The sequence below is a fragment of the Streptomyces sp. NPDC088794 genome (assembly GCF_044750545.1).
GTDB lineage: Bacteria > Actinomycetota > Actinomycetes > Streptomycetales > Streptomycetaceae > Streptomyces.
Window position 1 is genome coordinate 296,238 of the sequence record NZ_JBIVKB010000010.1, and the last position, 17,572, is coordinate 313,809.

Genomic DNA, 17,572 nt, shown 5'->3' on the forward strand with positions numbered 1-17,572 from the left:
CGTCCTCGACAGCGGAACACGGCACGTCCGAGCAAGGAGGCAGGGATGTCCCAGGCGCACCATGAGCGACCGCGCGAACATCGGGAAGCCGCCGCGCTGTTGGCGGACGCGGCGGCCCGCGCCCGGGCCGGCACCGGGAGCCTGGTGCTGCTGCGCGGCGCCACCGGCACCGGCCGCACCACCGTCCTGGAGGCCGCCGCCGCGGACGCCACCGCCCACGGCATGCGCGTGCTGCGCGCCCGCTGCTCCCCGGGCGACACCACCGCACCCTTCGCCACCGTGCTCCAACTGCTGGGCCCCGTACCCGAATTCGACGAGATCGGCCCCGCGGCGAGCGAACGCGACCGGGCCGCGCTGCTGAGCCGCGCCCTGCGTTCCTACGTCGACGAGTCCCCCCTGCTGCTCGCGGTGGACGACATCCACCTCGCCGACGCCCCCTCCCACCGCTGGCTGGTGGAGATCGCCCGGCACGTGGGCCGATTAAGGCAGCCCGTCCTGCTGGCCGTCACCGAACGCAGCCAGTACGACATCGACGTGCCCACACCTGGCCTGACCCACACCCTCTCGCCGGCCCTCGTGCACACCCACACCCTCGCCCCGCTCACCCCGGACCGGGCGGCCTTCGTGGTGCGCGCGGAGTTCCCCTCGGCCCGCCCCTCCTGGGTGGCCGACTGCGTGCGGGCCGGCGCCGGCAGCCCGCTGCTGCTGCGTGCCCTGCTCGACGACCTGGGCGCCCCCGGCGGCCCCTCGACCGTGCCCGAGACGACCGCCGCCCTCTACCCCGGCGAGTACTCGGCGGCCGTGTCGTGGTGGCTGGACAGCGCCGGGCCGGGCACCGCCGAGGTGGCGCGGGCCCTCGCCGCCCTCGACGAGGGCTGGGACCACGCGCCGGCCGGCGCCTGGGACCTCGAGCCTGCCGGTCGACTCGGCGGACTGCTGGCCGAGTTGGCGGGCGCCGACCCCGCGCGGGTGGCGGGCTGGCTGACCGCGATGACCGGGCTCGGTCTGCTGCGCCCGGACGCCGACGGACGCCCCCGCTACGCCCATCCGCTGCTGCGGGACGCGGTGCTCACCGGCGTGCACATGACCCGGAGGCGTGCCGCGCACCGGGCCGCCGCCGAGGCGATGCTGCACCGGGGCGCCCCTACCGAGGCGGTCGCCCGCCAACTGCTGGTCTCCGACCGGGTGGGCACCTCCTGGGCGCCGGGTGTGCTCCAGGACGCCGGCGCGCTCGCCGTGCGGGACGGCCGCCCCGACGACGCCGTGGAGTACCTGCGCCGGGCCCTGGACGAGACGCTGCCCGACGAACGCCGGCAGCGGCTGCTGACCGAACTGGGCTCCCTGGAGTGCGCGGGCCGCGGTTCCTCGGCCGGGATATCCCGGCTCACCGAGGCGCTCGGACTGCCGGGTCAGCCGCAGGACAGGGTGCGTGCCGCCATGGCCCTGGGCACCGCGCTCGCCGGGCGCGGCCGGGCCCGGGCCGCGGTGGAGGTGCTGCACGGACTGGACGAGCAACTCGTCGGCCGCCCCGACCTGGCGGGCATCCTGCAGAGCGCCTCCGCCCTCCTCTCCGAACAGGACCAGACCGTCCGCCGCGAGGTGTACCGGGGACTGTGCGAACGCGCCCGGCGCGCACCGGAGTTGGTCGGCCCGGCCACCCGCGCCCTGCTCGTCCGGTACGCGGCCACCGCCGGACTCACCTCCGCAGCCGACGCCATGCGCCAGGTACGGGACCTGCTCGCCGAGCCGGCCGACCCGCTGACCGAGCCCTTCCTGCTGGGCACGGCGGCCGCCGTCGCCCAGTGGGCCGACGAACTCGACGAGGCGGAGCGGCTCGTGGAGCGCGGCCTCGCCGGTCAGCGGCCCGGGATGCTGCACCCCATGCACCAGGCGCTGCTCAACACCCGCGCGGACATCGCGGCGGTGCGCGGCGAGTGGGCGGACCTCCCGGTCGAGCCGCCCGTCCGGCTGCACGACGGCCCCGCCAACGTGCACGCGCACACCCTGATCGCGCTCGTGGAGACCGGCCGCACGGTCGAGGCACGGCGGCTCGCGGACGGCTTCGACCTGCGGGAGGCGCCGGACTCCTGGGAGTTGAACCGGTTCCTCTACGCGCGCGGACTCCAGCGGGCCGCCGCGGGCGATCCGGCGGCGGCGCTGCACGACTTCCTGGAGTGCGGGCGCCGGCAGTCGGCACGCGACGTGGTCAGCCCGGTGGTCACGCCGTGGCGCTCGGCCGCCGCCGAGTGCCGGCACGCGCTCGGCGACCCCCGCGAGGCGCTCGCGCTGGCCGAGGAGGAGCTGCGGCTGGCCCGCGAGTGGGGCACACCCCGCACGGTGGGCCGCGCCCTGCGCACCCTCGGCACGGTCACCGGCGGCCGCCGCGGCCTCGAACTGGCCGAGGAGTCCGTACGGTTGCTGCGCACGGCGCCGGCCACGGCCGAGCCGGAGCTGGTCGCGGCCCTCCTCGCCCAGGGCCGGCAACTGACCGCCGCCGAGGGCGCCCGGGCCCGCGAGTGTCTGCGCGAGGCGGCCGAACGCGCCGAACGCCTGGGCGCGTTGCGGCTGCGCGCCCTCGCCGAGGAGGCCCTGCGCGAGGGCGGCGCCCGCCGCCCGTCCCTGGTCCGCACCGGCTCCCGCTCCCTCACGGGCAGCGAACGCCGCATCGCCCAACTCGCCGCCCAGGGCCGCACGAACACGGAGATAGCCGACCTCCTCCACCTGGCCCGCCGCACCGTGGAGACCCATCTCACCAGCACGTACAAGAAGTTGGGGATACGGAGACGGGGAGAGCTGCCGCAGGCGCTGGGGGCCGACTAGGGCTCGCGTACGGTGCTCGGAGCCCTAGCTGCCGGACGGCGGAGGCGGTGGGGCCACCGTCGCGCCGAGCCCCAGATGGTCGTCCGGGTCCTGGAGCTTGGCGCCCTCCGCCCGCAGCATCCGGCGGACCAGCGGTTCCGGCATGCGGATCACCACCGGGCGGGCGAGGGTCGTCTCGCTTTCCACCGTCTCGGTGCGGCCGGTGCGGACGCGGTTGGTCAGGTGGGCCACCACCCGGACGTCCAGGGTGAACTGGACCAGGACCGACCTCATCTTCGGCTTGTGCAGCGGCATCGAGCCCGCCTGGTTCGCCGTGGCGTCCGCCGCGCCGCCCGAACCGCCCGTGTTGCCCATCAGCTGGTTGAGCCGGAACTCGTCCGCGTTGAGCAGCCCCGCACCCCCCATCGGCCGGGCCGCCCGGCTCCGGTCGGTGGAGCTCTGGCCGTCCGACTGGGTCGGGCGCGGCGCGTCCAGGTGGCTCTGGCCCACCGTCTCGAAGGTCATCTTGTCGCCGACGCCCAGCACCCGCCCCTGCCGCAACCGCGCGTGCAGTGAGGCCCGCAGATCCTGCCCCTCCACGCCGGACGCGTGCACCGGCGGCAACTCGGCCCCCGCGGAGGTGAGCAGCGGCAGCGCGGCGATCATCCACTCGGTGGAGACCGCCTCGTTCAGCGCGTATGCGGCGGCCTGCCCCTTGTCCCGGAACCGGCCCCCACCGCCCGCCTGCCGCACCGCAGAGTCCAGCAACTGCCGTACCTGCGTGACCCCTTGGAACCCGTTGACCTGCGCCTCCATCGGCAACCGCACCCCGCCCGCACGCCAGGCACCGAGCCCGCCCGGGGCCCGCCCGGCCGTCGCCCCGGCGGCTCGCCCGGCGGCCGGCCGTGCGTCGGCCACGGGGGCGACCACCCGGCTCAGCGCCGCCAGGTCGTTCTTCAGGACGCGATGGGTCAGCGACAGATTCCTCCCGGCCAGCTGGGCGAGCCCCAACCGCCGGTCGCCCTTGTACAGTTCGAGGCTCGCCCGGATCGGCACGCGCATCTTCGCCGACGGCGCCGCGCCCGCCTCCGCGACCGTCTTCATGCCGAGTTGCCCCCGGCCCGCACCGCCGGTGCGGCGCGCGTCGCTCGACGCGTGGCCGAGCCCCACCGAGCCACCCGTGCTCTTCAACTGGCCCACCCCGCCCTCGGGTTTGCCGGATCCCGCGACGATGCCCTCGACGCCGGTCGTCGCGCCCTCGTCGTGGGAGGCGGCGCTCTGGGAGACGGCCGAGGTGATGTACTCCATGTCCCGGCCGTCGTCCACGTCACCCTCGTACGTGCCGGGCCCGCTGCGGCTGATCTTGAACACCGCCCAGTACGGCGTCCTGCGGCCGTCGAGCAGTTCGACGGTGACCCCGCCGTCCATGGCGCTCGACAGCAGCCCGGCCGAGCCGTCCCGGTCCAGCACGCGCAGCAGCCGCTGCACGTTGTCGTTGCGGTCCTTGGTCTGCTGCCGGGGCAACACGGCGTCGGCGACGGCCTGTTGACCGGAGGTCGCGAGGTTCGCCCGCAGCCGGGTCAACAGCGGTACGAAGTCCGGCAGATCCTCGATCGTGCCGAAGCCGAGCGCAGCGTCGGCGCCGAGGGTCGGACCGGTGGCCCGCGCGGAACGGGACGCCCCGGATGCCCCTGCCGAGCCGGACGCGTCCGTGACCGCCTGTTCCCGGCCGGCCCGCTCCTGCGCCATCCGCGAACTCTCCGCCGGACTCTCGCCCTGTACCCGGGATGAAGCGGTGGTGGCGGTCTTCGCGGCCGGCGTCTCCGCGTCCAGCCCCAACTCCCGCCGTATCCGCGGCGGCAACTGCGCCTCCGTCAGCCACACGCCCGCCGCCCCCGGCAGCGTCCGCGCGCCCTTGGCCACGTACGGGCCACCGCCGGTCACCTTGACCTCCGCGACCATGTTCAGCAGCACATCGCACTGGACCAGGTACAGCGGAGCCTTCTTCGGCGTGTGGGTGTTGCGCTCGACCGTGCCGGACACGGCGGTGGCCCGGGTGTCGCCCTCGCCCGAGGTGCGGAACGACGACAGGCCCTGGCCGGTGCGCCACTCGGGGCCGTTCTCCGAGACGGTCGCGCCGATCTGCACCGTGCTGCTGGTGCCCTGGCCGACCTGCCCGGCCGACTGGTGCCCGCCCAGCACGAAGGTCTCCGTGCCCGGTCCCGAACCCGTGTGCAGGAACTTCGGGTTGGCGAGGGCGATCCGGGTGCCGACCGCGCCGTTGAGGGCCGCGAGCCGGCGCGGATAGCGGAGGTTCTTCACCACCCAGCCCGAGGACGCGGCCTGGCGCAGCGCCCCTTGGATCGACCGCTCACCGAACCGCTCCTCCAGCGCCTGCCGGGGCGCGAGCCCCTCCGCCTCCAGCGCGGTGTCCCTGCGCAGTCCCTTGTCGCGGGCGGCGGCCCGGGCCAACAGCTCGTAGGCCAGGGCCCGCACGGGCTCCCCGTCGAGGGTCTCGACCAGCTGCCAGTCCCGCAGCGCCCGTCCGGCGGACGGCCTCGGGGTCACCGCGGCCAGATCTCCGATGCCCTCGGCGGCGAAGTCGTGGTCGGGCCCGGACGGCTGAGCCCTGCGCGCCTCGACCACGGCGTCGAGCCGCTCCTTGCCCTCCTCGTCCAGCGTGAACTCGGTCGGCGTGAGCAGCCGTACGTCTTGCTCCGGCAGATGCAGCCCGCCCAACTGCCTGGATTCCGGACCGTTCTGGCCCGGAGAGCCGGGGGTGACGGTCCGGGCCAGCTTGCGCGGCCGGGACGTCATGGTGACGTCCACGTCCAGGCGCAGCGGCGCCGCGAAGGCACTGGCCGACTCGGAGCCGTTGGCCACGATGTCCGAACGACCGGTGGGACCGGCTTGGTTGCGCCGGCTGCCGGTGCTGTGCCGCTCGTAGCGGGCCGCGCCGGTCAGCACGCCGGGTATCAACCGGGCCTGGCCGAGCACCAGACCGCCGATCGAGCGCGAACTGCTGCGCCCGCTCTGTGAGGTGCTGGTGACCCCGGAGTGCGCCCGCACCAGCCAGTCCTTGACGTCGCCCTGGTAGGTGGTGTCGCCCAGATCGCCCTTGACCCGCAGCTGGACGTCGTGGGCGTGCATGGTCGTCTTCCGGCGCAGCCGGACCGTGAGGCCGGTGGACAGCAACTGGTCCTTGTTGACACGGAGGTTGGTCTCCGAGAGGGCGGTCATCAGCTCGCGGTAGTTGCGCCGCTGGACCTCCGCCTCCTCGTTGCTGGTGTGCACGCCGGGCGGGTTGGTGCCGAACGCGGGGAGATAGCCCGCCAGCCGGGGATCGGTGGCGAACATCTCGCGCACCGCCCGCACCATGGGCCCGGTGTCGATCCGGCTGAGCGCGACGTTGGATCCCTGGCCGCCGTAGGGGAGATGGCGTTCGACGTCCACCTCGTCGCCGTGCTCGTCGGTCCGCTTCGGCTTCTCGACGAACTCACCGGCCGCCATCCCCGGGGGCAGCGGCAGCCCGAGCGCCTGCGCCTCGTCGGCCCGCAGGCTCATCCACACCTTCATCGAGTGCGTGGCGACCCGGCGTTCGGGGTGCAGGATCATCTCGGCCGACCGCGGACCCGTACCCTCCGCGCTGAGGGTCACCGTCCCGACGTAGAGCGCCTTCTCGCCCCGGACCTCCGCGCCCTGCCGACTGGAGACGGTCTGCTCGGTCGCCGTGAAGCGCGCCTTGCGGGCACCCGCGACCGGCATGGCCGTGGCCCGCACGACCGCCGCGCTGCCGGACAGACCGACGCCGATCGCCGGGCCCACACCGCCCGAGATCGCCCGCCCCTTGCCCGCGCTCTCCGCGACCGTGTCCTGGCCCTGCTGGTGGGTGCGCAGTTGCGTCTTGCCGGTGCCCCACGCGGGCGAGAGGCCGCTGGGCACGGCCCGCAGGTGGTAACTGCCCGCCGTCTTCCCGTCCTTGGACTGGAGGTCCTCGCCGACCACCCCGTCCCGCAGCAGTCGGGGCAGGTCCTCCAGGACGGTCGCCGTCGCGGTCGCCTCCTGCAGCCGGGCCCGGCCGGGCGCGCCGGACGCGGTGATCGAGGGGTGCAGCACGGAGGCGACCGCGTCGAAGAGCCCGCCCCCGCCGCGCTGCGGGGCACCGGTCTCGACGACGGCAACGGGCGCCAGCGAGTCGGCCCGCGAGACCGAGCCGGCGAGCGCGGCGGCCCGTACGGGATCCGCGTGCAAGGGCGCGGGGGTGCCGGGATCGCTCGTGCCGACCGGCACCAGATGCTCGGTGGGCACGCGCTGGGTGAGCGTGCCCGCGCCCTGGAAGGACCGCGCGTCCTCGCTGCCGTGCTGCTGGATCCGTACGTCGTAGAGGACCTTGCGGGTCACCTCGACCGAGCCCTTGTCGCTGCGCAGGACGCGCGGCTCGGCCACGTTCTTCTGCCGGCGGGACTCCCGGGAGGACTGCCAGGGCTGCACGTTGCCGGTGGCGGCGCCGCCGAGGAAGAGACCGGGTACGACCGGCGCGAGCCCGAAGCCCATGCCGCCGACGCCCTTGCTCGACGAACTCCCGGCCGTACTGCTCACCGTGGCACCGCTGTTGTGCTGGACGTCGACCTTGGTGTCCCTGCCCTCGGCGTCCTCCAGCTCCGCCTCGCCCGTCTCCAGGCCCGCGTCGGCCACGCGTTCGGGGGGCTGGAAGGCGGGCGGCCGGTCGTCGGGAGCGCGGCGGACGGCGACCGTCACGTCGTACCACTCCTTGCCGGTGCGGCCCTGGACGGCGAAGGCCCGGCCCTGCCCGAAGAAGCTCTCCGGCCGCCCGGCCAGTTCGGCGGCGAGGTCACCGACGGCGCCGTCACCGCGTCCGACGACCGCGGCCACCGCGTGCCGCACGAACTCGTGCCCGGTCGGGCCGTAGGCCGTGGAGAGGCCGGCCGCCTGCAAGTGCAGTAGGTAGGAGGGCAGTTCGAGCCCGGTCTCCGGGCGTTCGTCCACGCCCGGCAGCGCGGGACGGGGAGCTCCGGCGCGGTTGCGGCGCACGGCCCGGGTGGCGGCCCTGTTCCCCGCGGAGTTCTGGACGCCGAGCAGGGGGTGCGCGGGGGACGCGGGCGGCCGGGTGGTGCGGGGTGCCGGGGGCGTCTGCTGGGAGTCGCCGGTCCTGCCGTTCCCTGACTGCTGAGGTGTCCGCACGGCCTCAACGTAACCAGCGCCGTGGCGGCCGGAGATCGCTCCGCCCACTTCCCGCCCAGTCGCCGCTCACGCTCAACCGGCCTGCCAACTCCCGTACACCGCAAGGTCATCTACGGCTTTGCCAGCCCTTTACAACCCGCCCGCCGGCTGCCTCGTCTCTCCGCTCGATCCGTCAGCCGACCGCTCATGGGCCTTCGCCCGACGGTCGACCGACCGCCCACCGATGAAAGAGAGCGATTCATGCGTCGAACCGGCCTCAGTGCCATGGCACTCGCCTGCGCCGCCGTCCTGGCGGGTGCGGTGCCCGCGTTCGCCGACGACACGTCCCCGTCGCCCGTCCCGAGCCAGGCGACGTCCGCCGAGCCGACCCGGGCGCCGTCCGCCGCCCCGAGCCCCGCCACCAGCGCCGAGCCGACCCGCGCGCCGTCCGACGCCCAGGTCTCCGTCCGGCCCAGCGGGGCGCCGAACACCGGTGAGGTCACGCCCTCCTCCGGTTCCGGCACAGGCACGCTGGTCGGCGGGGGCGCCGCCGCGGCGGTCGTCCTGGGCGGCGGGGTCCTCCTCGTCCGCCGCCGCCGGGCGAACGGGGTATGAGCCCCCTCTCCAGGCGCGCCCTCGCCGGGGCGGCGCTGGCCTCGCTGCTCGTCGCCTGCGGCGGCCCCGGCACCACGACCGGAAGCTCCGCGAGCCCACCACCGGCATCGGTGTCGTCCGGGACCTCCGTCCCGCCGCCCGCCAAGTCAGCGGCGGCGATGGCGCGTTCGGTCCCGGTCGGCCTGAAGATCCCGGCCATCGGGGTCGACACGTCGGTCATGCGGCTGGGGCTGGCGGCCGACGGCACCGTCGAGGTGCCGCCGATCGCCGCGCACGACCGGGCGGGCTGGTACCGGCACTCACCGACGCCGGGCCAGACCGGCCCCTCGGTGATCCTCGGCCATGTCACGGTCGGCTCCTACGGGGACGGGGTCTTCCGTCATCTGGGGGAGCTGAACCGGGGCGACAAGGTCGTGGCGCGCCTGGAGAACGGCAGGTCCGCGGTGTTCGCCGTCACGGCCGTGCGGACGGTCGCCAAGGCCGACTTCCCGACGGACGAGGTGTACGGAGACGTGGACCGGCCGGAGCTGCGGCTCATCACGTGCGGCGGACCCCGTACCGGTGACGGCTACCAGGACAACGTCATCGTCTTCGCGACGCTGACCGGGTAGCCGACCGCCGCTCGCTCCACACCGTCCCGGATCCCGGACCGTCGGAACCCGAGCCGACGGTCCGGGCTCTTCCCCTGCGAACGCGAACGCCACCACCCCCCACATGGAGAACACAGAGAACGTTGAAACGGTCCAGTGAGAAGGCCGCGTCCGAGCTGTTCGCCGCCCTCTATCCGCGCCTCGCCGGCTGGTGCCGCCGGCTCGTCGACGACGACGAGACGGCCCACGAGATCGCCTCGGAGGCGTTCACCAGGCTGTGGGCGCGCTGGACGACCGTGTCGGAGCCGCGCGGATTCCTCTACGTCACCGCGGCCAACCTGGTCCGGGACCACTGGCGCAAACTGGAGCGCGAGCGCCGGGCCGTGCGCCGCGCCACCGACGAGGCGGCCGTGCGCCCCCAGCCGGAACAGGAGGACCCGTCGGTACGGCTCCTGGTCCAGTCCCTGCCCGAACGGCTGCGCGTGCCGATCCTGCTGCACTACTACGCTGACATGCCGATCCGGGAGGTGTCCGTGCTGACCGGACGCAAGGAAGGAACCGTCAAGGCCGACCTCCACGCGGCCCGCGAACTGCTCCGCGCGCATCTGAGGAGAAGCCTTGATCACACACTCTGACGACGGCCCGGACTTCGACCCCGAGGACGAACTCACCGTCCTGCTGCGCCCGTCCACCGAATACCTCGGGCCGCCCACCGGCCGTTACGAGGCGATCCGCCGCGGCGCGGCCCGCCGCAAGCTGTACAAGGCGGCCGTCGGCGCCGCCCTGACCTGCGGTGTCGCCGCCCTCGTCGTGCTGCCCCTGCGGCTGACCGCCACGGACTCCCCGTCCGCCCCGGTCCTGCCGCAGGCCCCGCCCCCGGCGAGCAGCCCGTCGCACGGCCCGCCGGCAGATCCGACGACCGGCCCCGACCGGACGCAGGCCCCCACGTCCGCGACGCCCACGCCCGTGCCCAGCCGGATGCCGTCCAGCACCACGCCCAGCCAGCGCGCCACGACGTCCGCCACCTCGGTGCCGTCGACGGCGCCGACGGACGCACGGGACACGGCCTCCGTGGCACCGTCGTCGCGCCGCACCGCCGCCGCACCACGTGGCTGACACCACTCGCCAACAGTTTTGAACATGTTCAACTACGGGCGTACGCTGCCGTCATGAGCGACAGAGCCGCCCTGCTCAAGGGCATCCGCGCCTGGTTGGTCCTCTTCGTCGTCTGTCTGGTGCTCAGCGGCGCCACGGCCTTCCCGCTGGTCCACGAACTGCGCTGGACCGAGGACGTCCTGCGCTCCCTGTCCGTGCCGCAGCACCTGCCCGCGCTCATGGAGTGGATCGAGCACGTCCGCCGCGGCCTCGACACCGCCGACGCCGAGTACCCCTTCGTCCTCTACGGCACGGACTGGCTGGCGTTCGCCCATCTCGTCATCGCGGTCGCCTTCTACGGCCCCTACCGAGACCCCGTCCGCAACATCTGGGTCGTCGAGTTCGCGATGATCGCCTGCGCCGGAATCATCCCGCTGGCCCTGATCTGCGGGCCGATCCGCGGGATCCCCTTCTGGTGGACGGTGATCGACATGTCCTTCGGCGTCATCGGGATCGTCCCGCTGTACGTCGTACGCCAGAAGATCAAGCGGCTTGAGGCCCTCACCCCGAACCACGCCCCGGCACTGGCTACTTGAGCGCGGCCAGCGCGATCCGCTGCGCCACGGCGTTCATCTCCTCGCCCTTCGCGTCCGTCGCGTTGACGGAGTAGACGAGGGTCCGGCTCAGATCGCGGGTCGCGGCGATCACCGCGCTGTAGCCGTACCGGGAGCCCGACTTGACCCAGTACACCCGCCCGTCGAGCACGAACCGCTGGAGCCCGGCGCTGTAACTGGCGTCCTTGATCCCCGCCGGGACGGTGAACATCTCCCGCAGCTGCGGCCCGGACACGATCCGCCCCCGGAAGAGCGCGGTGACCAGCCGTTCCAGATCCGCCGTCGTGGAGATCATGTCCCCGGCCGCGAACCGGTCCGCCTGGTTCCAGTCGGTGACGTCGACGAACTCCGTCGTCCCGTCGTCCCGTTGGACCGCCTGGTAGCCGTGGTTGTGCGGGCCGCGGATCCGGGGATCGGTCCCGGGGAAGTACGTGTCCCGCATCCCGGCGGGCCGCAGCACGAGCCGGGTCGCCTCGTCGGCGTACGAGCGTCCCGTCACCTTCTCGATCAGCAGCCCGAGGACCGTGTAGTTGATGTTGAGGTACTGCTGCTTCCGGCCGGCCGGAACGCCGGACCCTTCGCCACCGCCGACGCCACCACCTGCCGCGGGGTGAGCGTGTCGAAGCGGTGCGCGTACTGGGACTCGAAGTCGCCCCACCCGTCACCGGGCTGGATGCCGCTGGTGTGGTTCAGCAACTGCCGTACGGTGATCGGCTTGAAGCGCGAGGTCAGCAGCCCGGGGAGGTAGTGCTGCACGGGCGTGCCCAGGTCGATCCGGCCCTGTGCGGCCAGCTTCAGCACGGCGGCCGCGGTGACCACCTTCGTCGTCGAACCGGCCCGGAAGCGGGCGTCCGGGTCCGCCGCCCGTCCGCTCGCCAGATCGTGCACGCCCGCGCTGCCCCGCCACTTCCCGTCGCTGCCCCCGACACGCACCAGGGCCGCCGTCGCGTCCGCGTCCGGCAACCCGGCGATCGCGGCGCGCAGGGCTTCGGCGTCCGGGGCGGTGGTGGTGCTAGTGACGGTGGCCAGGCTGCCGGACGCGGTCGAGGCCGGCACGGCCGAGGCGGGCGCCGCCAACGGGCCCGCCGCTGCCAGGGCGAGGACGACAGAGACGGCGAGAACGGGGGTACGGGCACGCATCGGCTGCTCCAGAGGGCTGCGGTGGCGGTCGCTGTCGTCGATCAGCCTCTGTCGCGGGCGCCGCCGCGCGGATCGTCGGCGAGGAGGGTGCCGGACCCTGACCGAACCCCGAGCAACTCCCTTACGTATCAAGGGCGTTGTGAGGGATGTCCCCTACGGGCGATGACCCCGGCGGGCGACTCCGGCGGGCGACTCGGGTGGGCGACTCGGGTGGGCGACTCCGGTGGGCAAAAAGTGTTATCCCGCCCGCCCCCACCGCGTCTCCTCTCGCACCTGCCGGCCCCACACCCCGGGAGTCACCACCAAGGGCGCGGCTGAGAAGGTGCGGTCGGAGGGCGGATGACCTTGGAGAGGACGGACGTGGACGGGCGGCAGTGGCGTTCCACCATCGCGGCGGCGCAGGACGGCGACCGGCAGGCGCTGGACGAACTGGTGGCGGGCTGGCTGCCGTTGGTCTACAACGTCGTCGGCCGCGCCCTGAACGGCCACGCGGACGTCGACGACGTCGTCCAGGAGACCATGCTGCGCGCCGTCGACAACCTCGGCTCCCTGCGCGACCCGGACAGCTTCCGGTCCTGGCTGATGGCCATCGCCATGCGGCAGATACGGGACCGGGCCCGGCGCAGGTCCACGGAGAAGCTGGACGAGTCGGCCGCCCGTGAGGCCACCGACTTCGCCGAACTCACCGTGCTGCGGCTCCAGTTGGAGGGCCAGCGGCGCGAGGTCGCCGAGGCGGTGCGCTGGCTGGACGACGAGGACCGGCAGTTGCTGTCGCTGTGGTGGCTGGAGGTCGCGGGGGAGGTGACCCGGCGCGAGCTGGCGGCGGCCGTCGGCATCAGCCGGCAGCACGCGGCCGTGCGCGTCCAGCGGATGAAGGAGCGCCTGGAGACCGCGCGCGGCATCGTGCGGGCGCTGGACGGCGCCTGCCCGGAGCTGCGGGAGCTGACCGGCCGCTGGACCGGCCGGCCCGACTCGGTCTGGCGCAAGCGCCTGGCCCGGCACATCAGGGGCTGCGCCTACTGCTCGGACACGCGCGAGTCCGTCGTACCCGCCGAACGCCTGCTCGTCGGCATCGCGCTCGTCCCGCTCCCCGTCGGCTTCACCGTGTTCCTGGCCCTCGGCGGCAAGACGGCGGCGGCCGCCGGGTCGGCCGGCTGGTCCGCCAAGCTGCTCGGCGCGCTCACCAAGCCCGCCGTCGCCGTGACGGCGAGCGCGACCTTCGTCGCGGGCGGCGCGTACGTGGTGACGCGACCGGCCGACACCCCGCCCCCGCGCGCGGCGACCACCCCCACGGCCCAGACCTCCCGCTCCCCGTCGCCCACCGCCTCGCCCTCGTCGTCACCGTCCCTCTCCCCGTCCGCGACACCCACGAAGAAGGCGACCGCGGTGTACGGCAGTGTCGTGGACGCCGTCGACCGGGCCCCGGACCCCGACACCGCGCCCGCCGCCCTCCCGCACCGCCCCGGATCCGGCGTCACCAGCACCGGCGGAGCGCACGCCACCATGAACCACCGCGGGGACGCGGTGACCCTCACAGGCCGGGGCTATGTCCTGGTCCGCTGGCAGATCTCGCCGCAGTACCGGGCCGGCAGCGTGGTCATGCCGAGCTGGACCGGCCTGACGGGCAAGCTCTTCCACGTCGCCTCGGGCGGCGGCAGGCGCATGGACGACCGGGCCAGTACCACCGACAACTCCGCCACCGGCATGGGCAGTTCGGCCACCGGCTTCGCGGTCCTGCCCACCGGCACGCAGCAGATGTGGCAGAACGAGTACTTCTACGTCGACGGCGCCGTCACCCTCACCGTGAACGAACGCGGCGCCGACTACGGCCTGAACGTCTTCCCGACCACCTGGGACGCGGTCGAGAAGGACGTCACCACCGGCCCCGCCCAGGGCGCGACCCGCTACGGACTGGTCCGCGACACCGGCAAGGACGACACCCCCGTACCGCAGTACGCCACCCGCGCGACCCCGGCGGACCCGGCGACGGTGGCGCAGCGCTCGCGCCTCTAGCCGTCAACCGCGGGTGTCTCAGCCGCCGTTGACGTCACTGTCGCTGTCGCCGTCACGCAGGGCGTGCAGGACGTCGACGCGGTTGGTGGTGATGGAGTCGACGCCGAGGTCGAGCAGGCGGCGCATGGAGCGGCGGGTGTCGGGGGTCCAGACGGAGAGCAGGTAGCCGGAGCGGTGGACGTAGGTCGCGAGGTCCCGGTCGACCAGCGCGAAGCGGTAGTTGAGCCAGCGCGGACGCACCGCGTCCAGCAGCGCGGGCCGCGGGGGCGCCAGCGACTTCCAGGTCAGCGCGATCTCGGCGGCCGGGTCGGCGGCCCGGACGGCGAGCATCGCGGGGGCGTCCGCGGTGTAGTACGCGCGGTCCGCCGCGCCGCTGTCGCGCACGACGTCCATGATGCGCCGCACGGCGGGCAGCCCCGGATCGCCGGGCAGGTCGACCATGACCCGGCGGCCCTCGGTCGCGGCCAGCGCCTCCGCGAGGGTCGGCACCCCGCCGTCCGTGAGCCCGCGCACCTCGTCGGCCGAGAGCGACCGGAGGGGCCGGTCGTGCTCCCACAGCCTCTTCAATGTGTCGTCGTGCAGCAGCACGGGGACGTCGTCCCTCGTCAGCCGTACGTCGAACTCGACCGCGTCCGCGCCCTGTCGGAACGCGGAACGCAGTGAGTCGGTGGTGTTCTCACGGACGCGGTAGGGGTCGCCGCGATGGGCGACTGCGGTCACCTTCTGCATGGACCCCATTGTGGTGACTCCGTGACTCAGGGGGCGAGCCACGCCGTGGTGAAGGTGTCGATCTCCGCACGGATCCGTGCCTGGCCGGCCGGGTCGAGGAAGGAGACGTCGACCGCGTTCTTGGCCAGCTCCGCGAGGCCCCGCTCGTCGAGGTCGAGCAGCCGGGCGGCGACCGCGTACTCGTTGTTGAGGTCCGTGCCGAACATCGGCGGGTCGTCGGAGTTGATCGTGACGACGACTCCAGCCCGCACGAACTCCTTGATCGGGTGCTCGTCGAGGGTGCGGACCGCGCGCGTGGCGATGTTGGAGGTCGGGCACACCTCCAGCGCGATCCGCTCCTGGGCCAGGTGCTCCAGCAGCTTCGGGTCCTGGGCCGAACTCGTCCCGTGCCCGATGCGCTCCGCGCGCAGATACGTCAGCGCGTCCCACACCGTCTCCGGTCCGGTCGTCTCGCCGGCGTGCGGCACCGACCGCAGCCCGGCGGCGATCGCCCGGTCGAAGTAGGGCTTGAACTGCGGCCGCGGTACGCCGATCTCGGGCCCGCCGAGCCCGAACGACACCAGGCCCTCCGGGCGCAGCCGGTCGTCGGTGGCCAGCCGCACGGTCTCCTCCGCGGCCTCCAGGCCGGCCTCGCCGGGAATGTCGAAGCACCACCGCAGTACGGTCCCGAACTCGGCCTCGGCCGCCTTGCGCGCGTCCTCGATCGCGTCCATGAAGGCGCGTGCGTCGATCCCGCGGCGGGTCGAGGAGTACGGGGTGATGGTCAGCTCGGCGTACCGCACCTGCTGCCGGGCCAGCTCGCGCGCCACCTCGTAGGTCAGCAGCCGCACGTCCTCCGGGGTCCGGATCAGATCCACGACGGACAGGTACACGTCGATGAAGTGCGCGAAGTCCGTGAAGGTGAAGTAGTCGACGAGCGCCTCGGCGTCGGTGGGCACCTGGGAGTCGGGGTGCCGTGCGGCCAGTTCCGAGACGATGCGCGGGGAGGCGGAGCCGACGTGATGCACGTGCAGTTCGGCCTTGGGCAGCCCGGCGATGAAGGCGTGCAGCTCACGCGGGGCGGCGGAAGCGTCGAGGTGGTCGGTCAAGGGGTTCCTCCCCGGAACGGCGCCCCTGGGCGGCTCGGCCTCGCGGGACGCGGGTGATCGGCTGATCGGTGGTTCAGGGATCATCGTAGGCCGGGGCGGGGTGCTGGGTGCGGTGGGTGGGGGCGGGGGAGACAGCGGCCGGCCGGGCGGCGAACCGGGCGGTCAGCCGTTCAGGCTGAGGCTTTACCATGGCGTGGCGATCGATCGAGGGGGACGGGAACGTGGTGGACGGGACACAGTCCGGCGGGGGAGCGGGCGCGGAACGCGACCCGTGGGCGCCGCCGCCCGAGGAGAAGACGTCGCTGGACAAGGGCGCTCGGCCCGGACCCGGCGAGCCGCCCCAGGCGGCCCCGCCGTCCGCGTATCCGCCGCCCCCGGCGTACCCGCAGCCGCCGTCCGTGCACGACCAGGCCACGATGGCGGCCCTGCCGTCCGACGGCTTCGCCCCGCCCGGCCAGGGCACCGGCACACCCGGTCAGACGACCCCCGGTTTCGGCGCCCCCACCTACGGCGCTCCCGGCACGCCCCCGCCCGGCTGGTCCGACTCCGCCGTGCCGCCCCCGCCGTTCGCCCCGAGCGGGCCGCAGGGCCCCGGCGGCTACGGCTATCCCGCCTACCCGCAGGGCTACGGCTGGCCCGGTATGCAGCCGCCCCCGCAGAACGGCATGGGCACCGCCGCCATGGTGCTGGGCATCCTGTCCTGCTGCCTGTTCTGCGTGTACGGCATCCTCTCCGTCATCCTCGGCGTCCTCGCCGTGGTCTTCGCCGTCAAGGGCAAGCGGCGAGCCGAACGCGGCGAGGCCACCAACCGCGGCCAGGCGCAGTCCGGCCTCATCACCGGCATCATCGGGATCGTCCTCGGTCTCGCCACGATCGCCCTGGTGATCGTCGGAATCGTGATCGCCGTGAACGACGACGACAGCGGCAGCACCGACGACGGCTCCTACTACGACTCGGCCCCGGGCATCTCGGCCCCCCTGCTGGCCCAGGGCTGAGCCGCCCCCGTCCCGCTACTCCCGGTCCGCGTCACTCACCGTCCCCGTCACCCTCGCCACCCGCACCCCGCAGCCGCTCCCGCGCCTCCATCAGGGCGAACCCCAGCAGGTTCGGCCCCCGCCACCGCTGCGGATCCTCCGCGGCCGGGTCGTCCGCCGCGAGGCCGATGCCCCACACCCGGTCCACGGGGCTCGCCTCGACCAGTACGCGCGTGCCCGTCGTCAGCAGGTACTCCCGCAGATCCGCGTGCGCCGCGAACTTGTGGACGCTGCCCTCGACCACGATCCCGAAGCGCTCCCGCTCCCATATCGCCTGGTCGAAGCCGCGCACCAGCCGCCCCGCCTTCTTGGCGAGCGAGGGATGCCCCGCGTCCAGGACGCGCCGCTCCGCCTCCGCGTCCCCGAACAGCTGCGCTTTCCGCGCCATCATCCAGTGCTCGGCGGTGCCGTACTCCACCCCGTCCACCGTGAACGGCGCCGGCCACCACTGGCTCAGACAGCTCGAACCGACCTGACCGTCCGCCCGCGGCCGGTGCCCCCAGAAATGCAGGTACTTGATCTTCGCGCCCGCGCGGACCGCCTTGACCAGCGTTTCCTGTGAATCGATCGTCCCCGTGATCCGTCCCATGCACGCGAGTCTGGCAGCCACCACTGACATTCCGTCCGTCCTTTCCCGTGGTCACTCGACACCTGGTCGACAGATTCCGTCGCGT

General features: G+C 73.9%; 12 protein-coding genes and 1 pseudogene. 8 read left to right on the forward strand and 5 right to left on the reverse strand.

The features are described 5' to 3' along the window. Nucleotides 1-45 precede the first annotated feature (45 nt). Nucleotides 46-2,820, forward strand: a complete 2,775-nt coding sequence (locus tag ACIP6U_RS27540; RefSeq protein ID WP_401722937.1) for an AAA family ATPase — start codon at nt 46-48, stop codon at nt 2,818-2,820. Nucleotides 2,821-2,844: 24 nt separating this feature from the next. Here ACIP6U_RS27540 and ACIP6U_RS27545 read toward each other — a convergent pair whose 3' ends face one another. Continuing rightward, entirely contained in the window at nt 2,845-8,001 is a 5,157-nt protein-coding gene (locus tag ACIP6U_RS27545; RefSeq protein WP_401722940.1) for a hypothetical protein, read from the reverse strand. Nucleotides 8,002-8,241: 240 nt separating this feature from the next. Between ACIP6U_RS27545 and ACIP6U_RS27550 the strand changes: the two genes are divergently transcribed. The 5 genes from ACIP6U_RS27550 to ACIP6U_RS27570 all read left to right on the forward strand — a co-directional run bounded on the left by ACIP6U_RS27550 (nt 8,242) and on the right by ACIP6U_RS27570 (nt 10,876). After that, a complete protein-coding gene (locus tag ACIP6U_RS27550) occupies nt 8,242-8,595 on the forward strand; it encodes a sortase-dependent protein (RefSeq protein ID WP_401722942.1) in 354 nt (117 codons plus the stop codon). Next, the gene (locus tag ACIP6U_RS27555; RefSeq protein ID WP_401722945.1) at nt 8,592-9,206 is read left to right on the forward strand and encodes a class F sortase; all 615 of its coding nucleotides are present in this window, start codon (nt 8,592-8,594) and stop codon (nt 9,204-9,206) included. Before ACIP6U_RS27550 ends, ACIP6U_RS27555 begins: the two co-directional genes overlap by 4 nt. 122 nt (nt 9,207-9,328) lie before the next feature. Then, nucleotides 9,329-9,820, forward strand: coding sequence for an RNA polymerase sigma factor (locus tag ACIP6U_RS27560; protein ID WP_123997401.1), 492 nt, complete (start codon nt 9,329-9,331; stop codon nt 9,818-9,820). Continuing rightward, complete coding sequence (locus tag ACIP6U_RS27565) at nt 9,804-10,301, forward strand: hypothetical protein (protein ID WP_401722948.1); 498 nt, start codon at nt 9,804-9,806, stop codon at nt 10,299-10,301. Before ACIP6U_RS27560 ends, ACIP6U_RS27565 begins: the two co-directional genes overlap by 17 nt. Before the next feature lie 53 nt (nt 10,302-10,354). Further along, nucleotides 10,355-10,876, forward strand: a complete 522-nt coding sequence (locus tag ACIP6U_RS27570; protein ID WP_401722950.1) for a hypothetical protein — start codon at nt 10,355-10,357, stop codon at nt 10,874-10,876. On the opposite strand, the pseudogene ACIP6U_RS27575 reads toward ACIP6U_RS27570, so the two are convergent. Next, nucleotides 10,869-12,034 (reverse strand): annotated as a pseudogene (locus ACIP6U_RS27575) (serine hydrolase domain-containing protein). The gene ACIP6U_RS27570 and the pseudogene ACIP6U_RS27575 overlap by 8 nt on opposite strands. A 339-nt stretch (nt 12,035-12,373) precedes the next feature. On the opposite strand from ACIP6U_RS27575, the gene ACIP6U_RS27580 reads away from it, so the two are divergent. Continuing rightward, on the forward strand, nt 12,374-14,047 hold the full coding sequence (locus tag ACIP6U_RS27580) for an RNA polymerase sigma factor (RefSeq protein WP_401722952.1): 1,674 nt from the start codon (nt 12,374-12,376) through the stop codon (nt 14,045-14,047). Nucleotides 14,048-14,065: 18 nt separating this feature from the next. Here the strand turns inward: ACIP6U_RS27580 and ACIP6U_RS27585 are convergent, their stop codons facing one another. Together ACIP6U_RS27585 and ACIP6U_RS27590 are read right to left on the reverse strand one after the other, a co-directional pair. Then, complete coding sequence (locus tag ACIP6U_RS27585) at nt 14,066-14,776, reverse strand: glycerophosphodiester phosphodiesterase (protein ID WP_401722954.1); 711 nt, start codon at nt 14,774-14,776, stop codon at nt 14,066-14,068. Between the two features lie 26 nt (nt 14,777-14,802). Beyond that, nucleotides 14,803-15,864 (reverse strand): adenosine deaminase, encoded by a 1,062-nt coding sequence (locus ACIP6U_RS27590; RefSeq protein WP_401722957.1) that lies wholly within the window; start codon nt 15,862-15,864, stop codon nt 14,803-14,805. A gap of 188 nt (nt 15,865-16,052) precedes the next feature. Between ACIP6U_RS27590 and ACIP6U_RS27595 the strand changes: the two genes are divergently transcribed. Beyond that, nucleotides 16,053-16,859 carry a DUF4190 domain-containing protein gene (locus ACIP6U_RS27595; RefSeq protein ID WP_401722959.1) on the forward strand — a complete coding sequence of 269 codons (807 nt, stop codon included), beginning with the start codon at nt 16,053-16,055 and terminating at the stop codon, nt 16,857-16,859. Nucleotides 16,860-16,890: 31 nt separating this feature from the next. Here ACIP6U_RS27595 and ACIP6U_RS27600 read toward each other — a convergent pair whose 3' ends face one another. Beyond that, the gene (locus ACIP6U_RS27600; protein WP_401722961.1) at nt 16,891-17,487 is read right to left on the reverse strand and encodes an NADAR family protein; all 597 of its coding nucleotides are present in this window, start codon (nt 17,485-17,487) and stop codon (nt 16,891-16,893) included. Nucleotides 17,488-17,572: the final 85 nt, after the last annotated feature.

Coding starts and splice junctions, on each gene's coding strand:
- ACIP6U_RS27580 (WP_401722952.1), top strand. CDS start 12,374: ATGACCTTGGAGAGGACGGACGTGGACGGGCGGCAGTGGCGTTCCACC.
- ACIP6U_RS27585 (WP_401722954.1), bottom strand. CDS start 14,776: ATGCAGAAGGTGACCGCAGTCGCCCATCGCGGCGACCCCTACCGCGTC.
- ACIP6U_RS27555 (WP_401722945.1), top strand. CDS start 8,592: ATGAGCCCCCTCTCCAGGCGCGCCCTCGCCGGGGCGGCGCTGGCCTCG.
- ACIP6U_RS27570 (WP_401722950.1), top strand. CDS start 10,355: ATGAGCGACAGAGCCGCCCTGCTCAAGGGCATCCGCGCCTGGTTGGTC.
- ACIP6U_RS27550 (WP_401722942.1), top strand. CDS start 8,242: ATGCGTCGAACCGGCCTCAGTGCCATGGCACTCGCCTGCGCCGCCGTC.
- ACIP6U_RS27540 (WP_401722937.1), top strand. CDS start 46: ATGTCCCAGGCGCACCATGAGCGACCGCGCGAACATCGGGAAGCCGCC.
- ACIP6U_RS27600 (WP_401722961.1), bottom strand. CDS start 17,487: ATGGGACGGATCACGGGGACGATCGATTCACAGGAAACGCTGGTCAAG.
- ACIP6U_RS27595 (WP_401722959.1), top strand. CDS start 16,053: ATGGCGTGGCGATCGATCGAGGGGGACGGGAACGTGGTGGACGGGACA.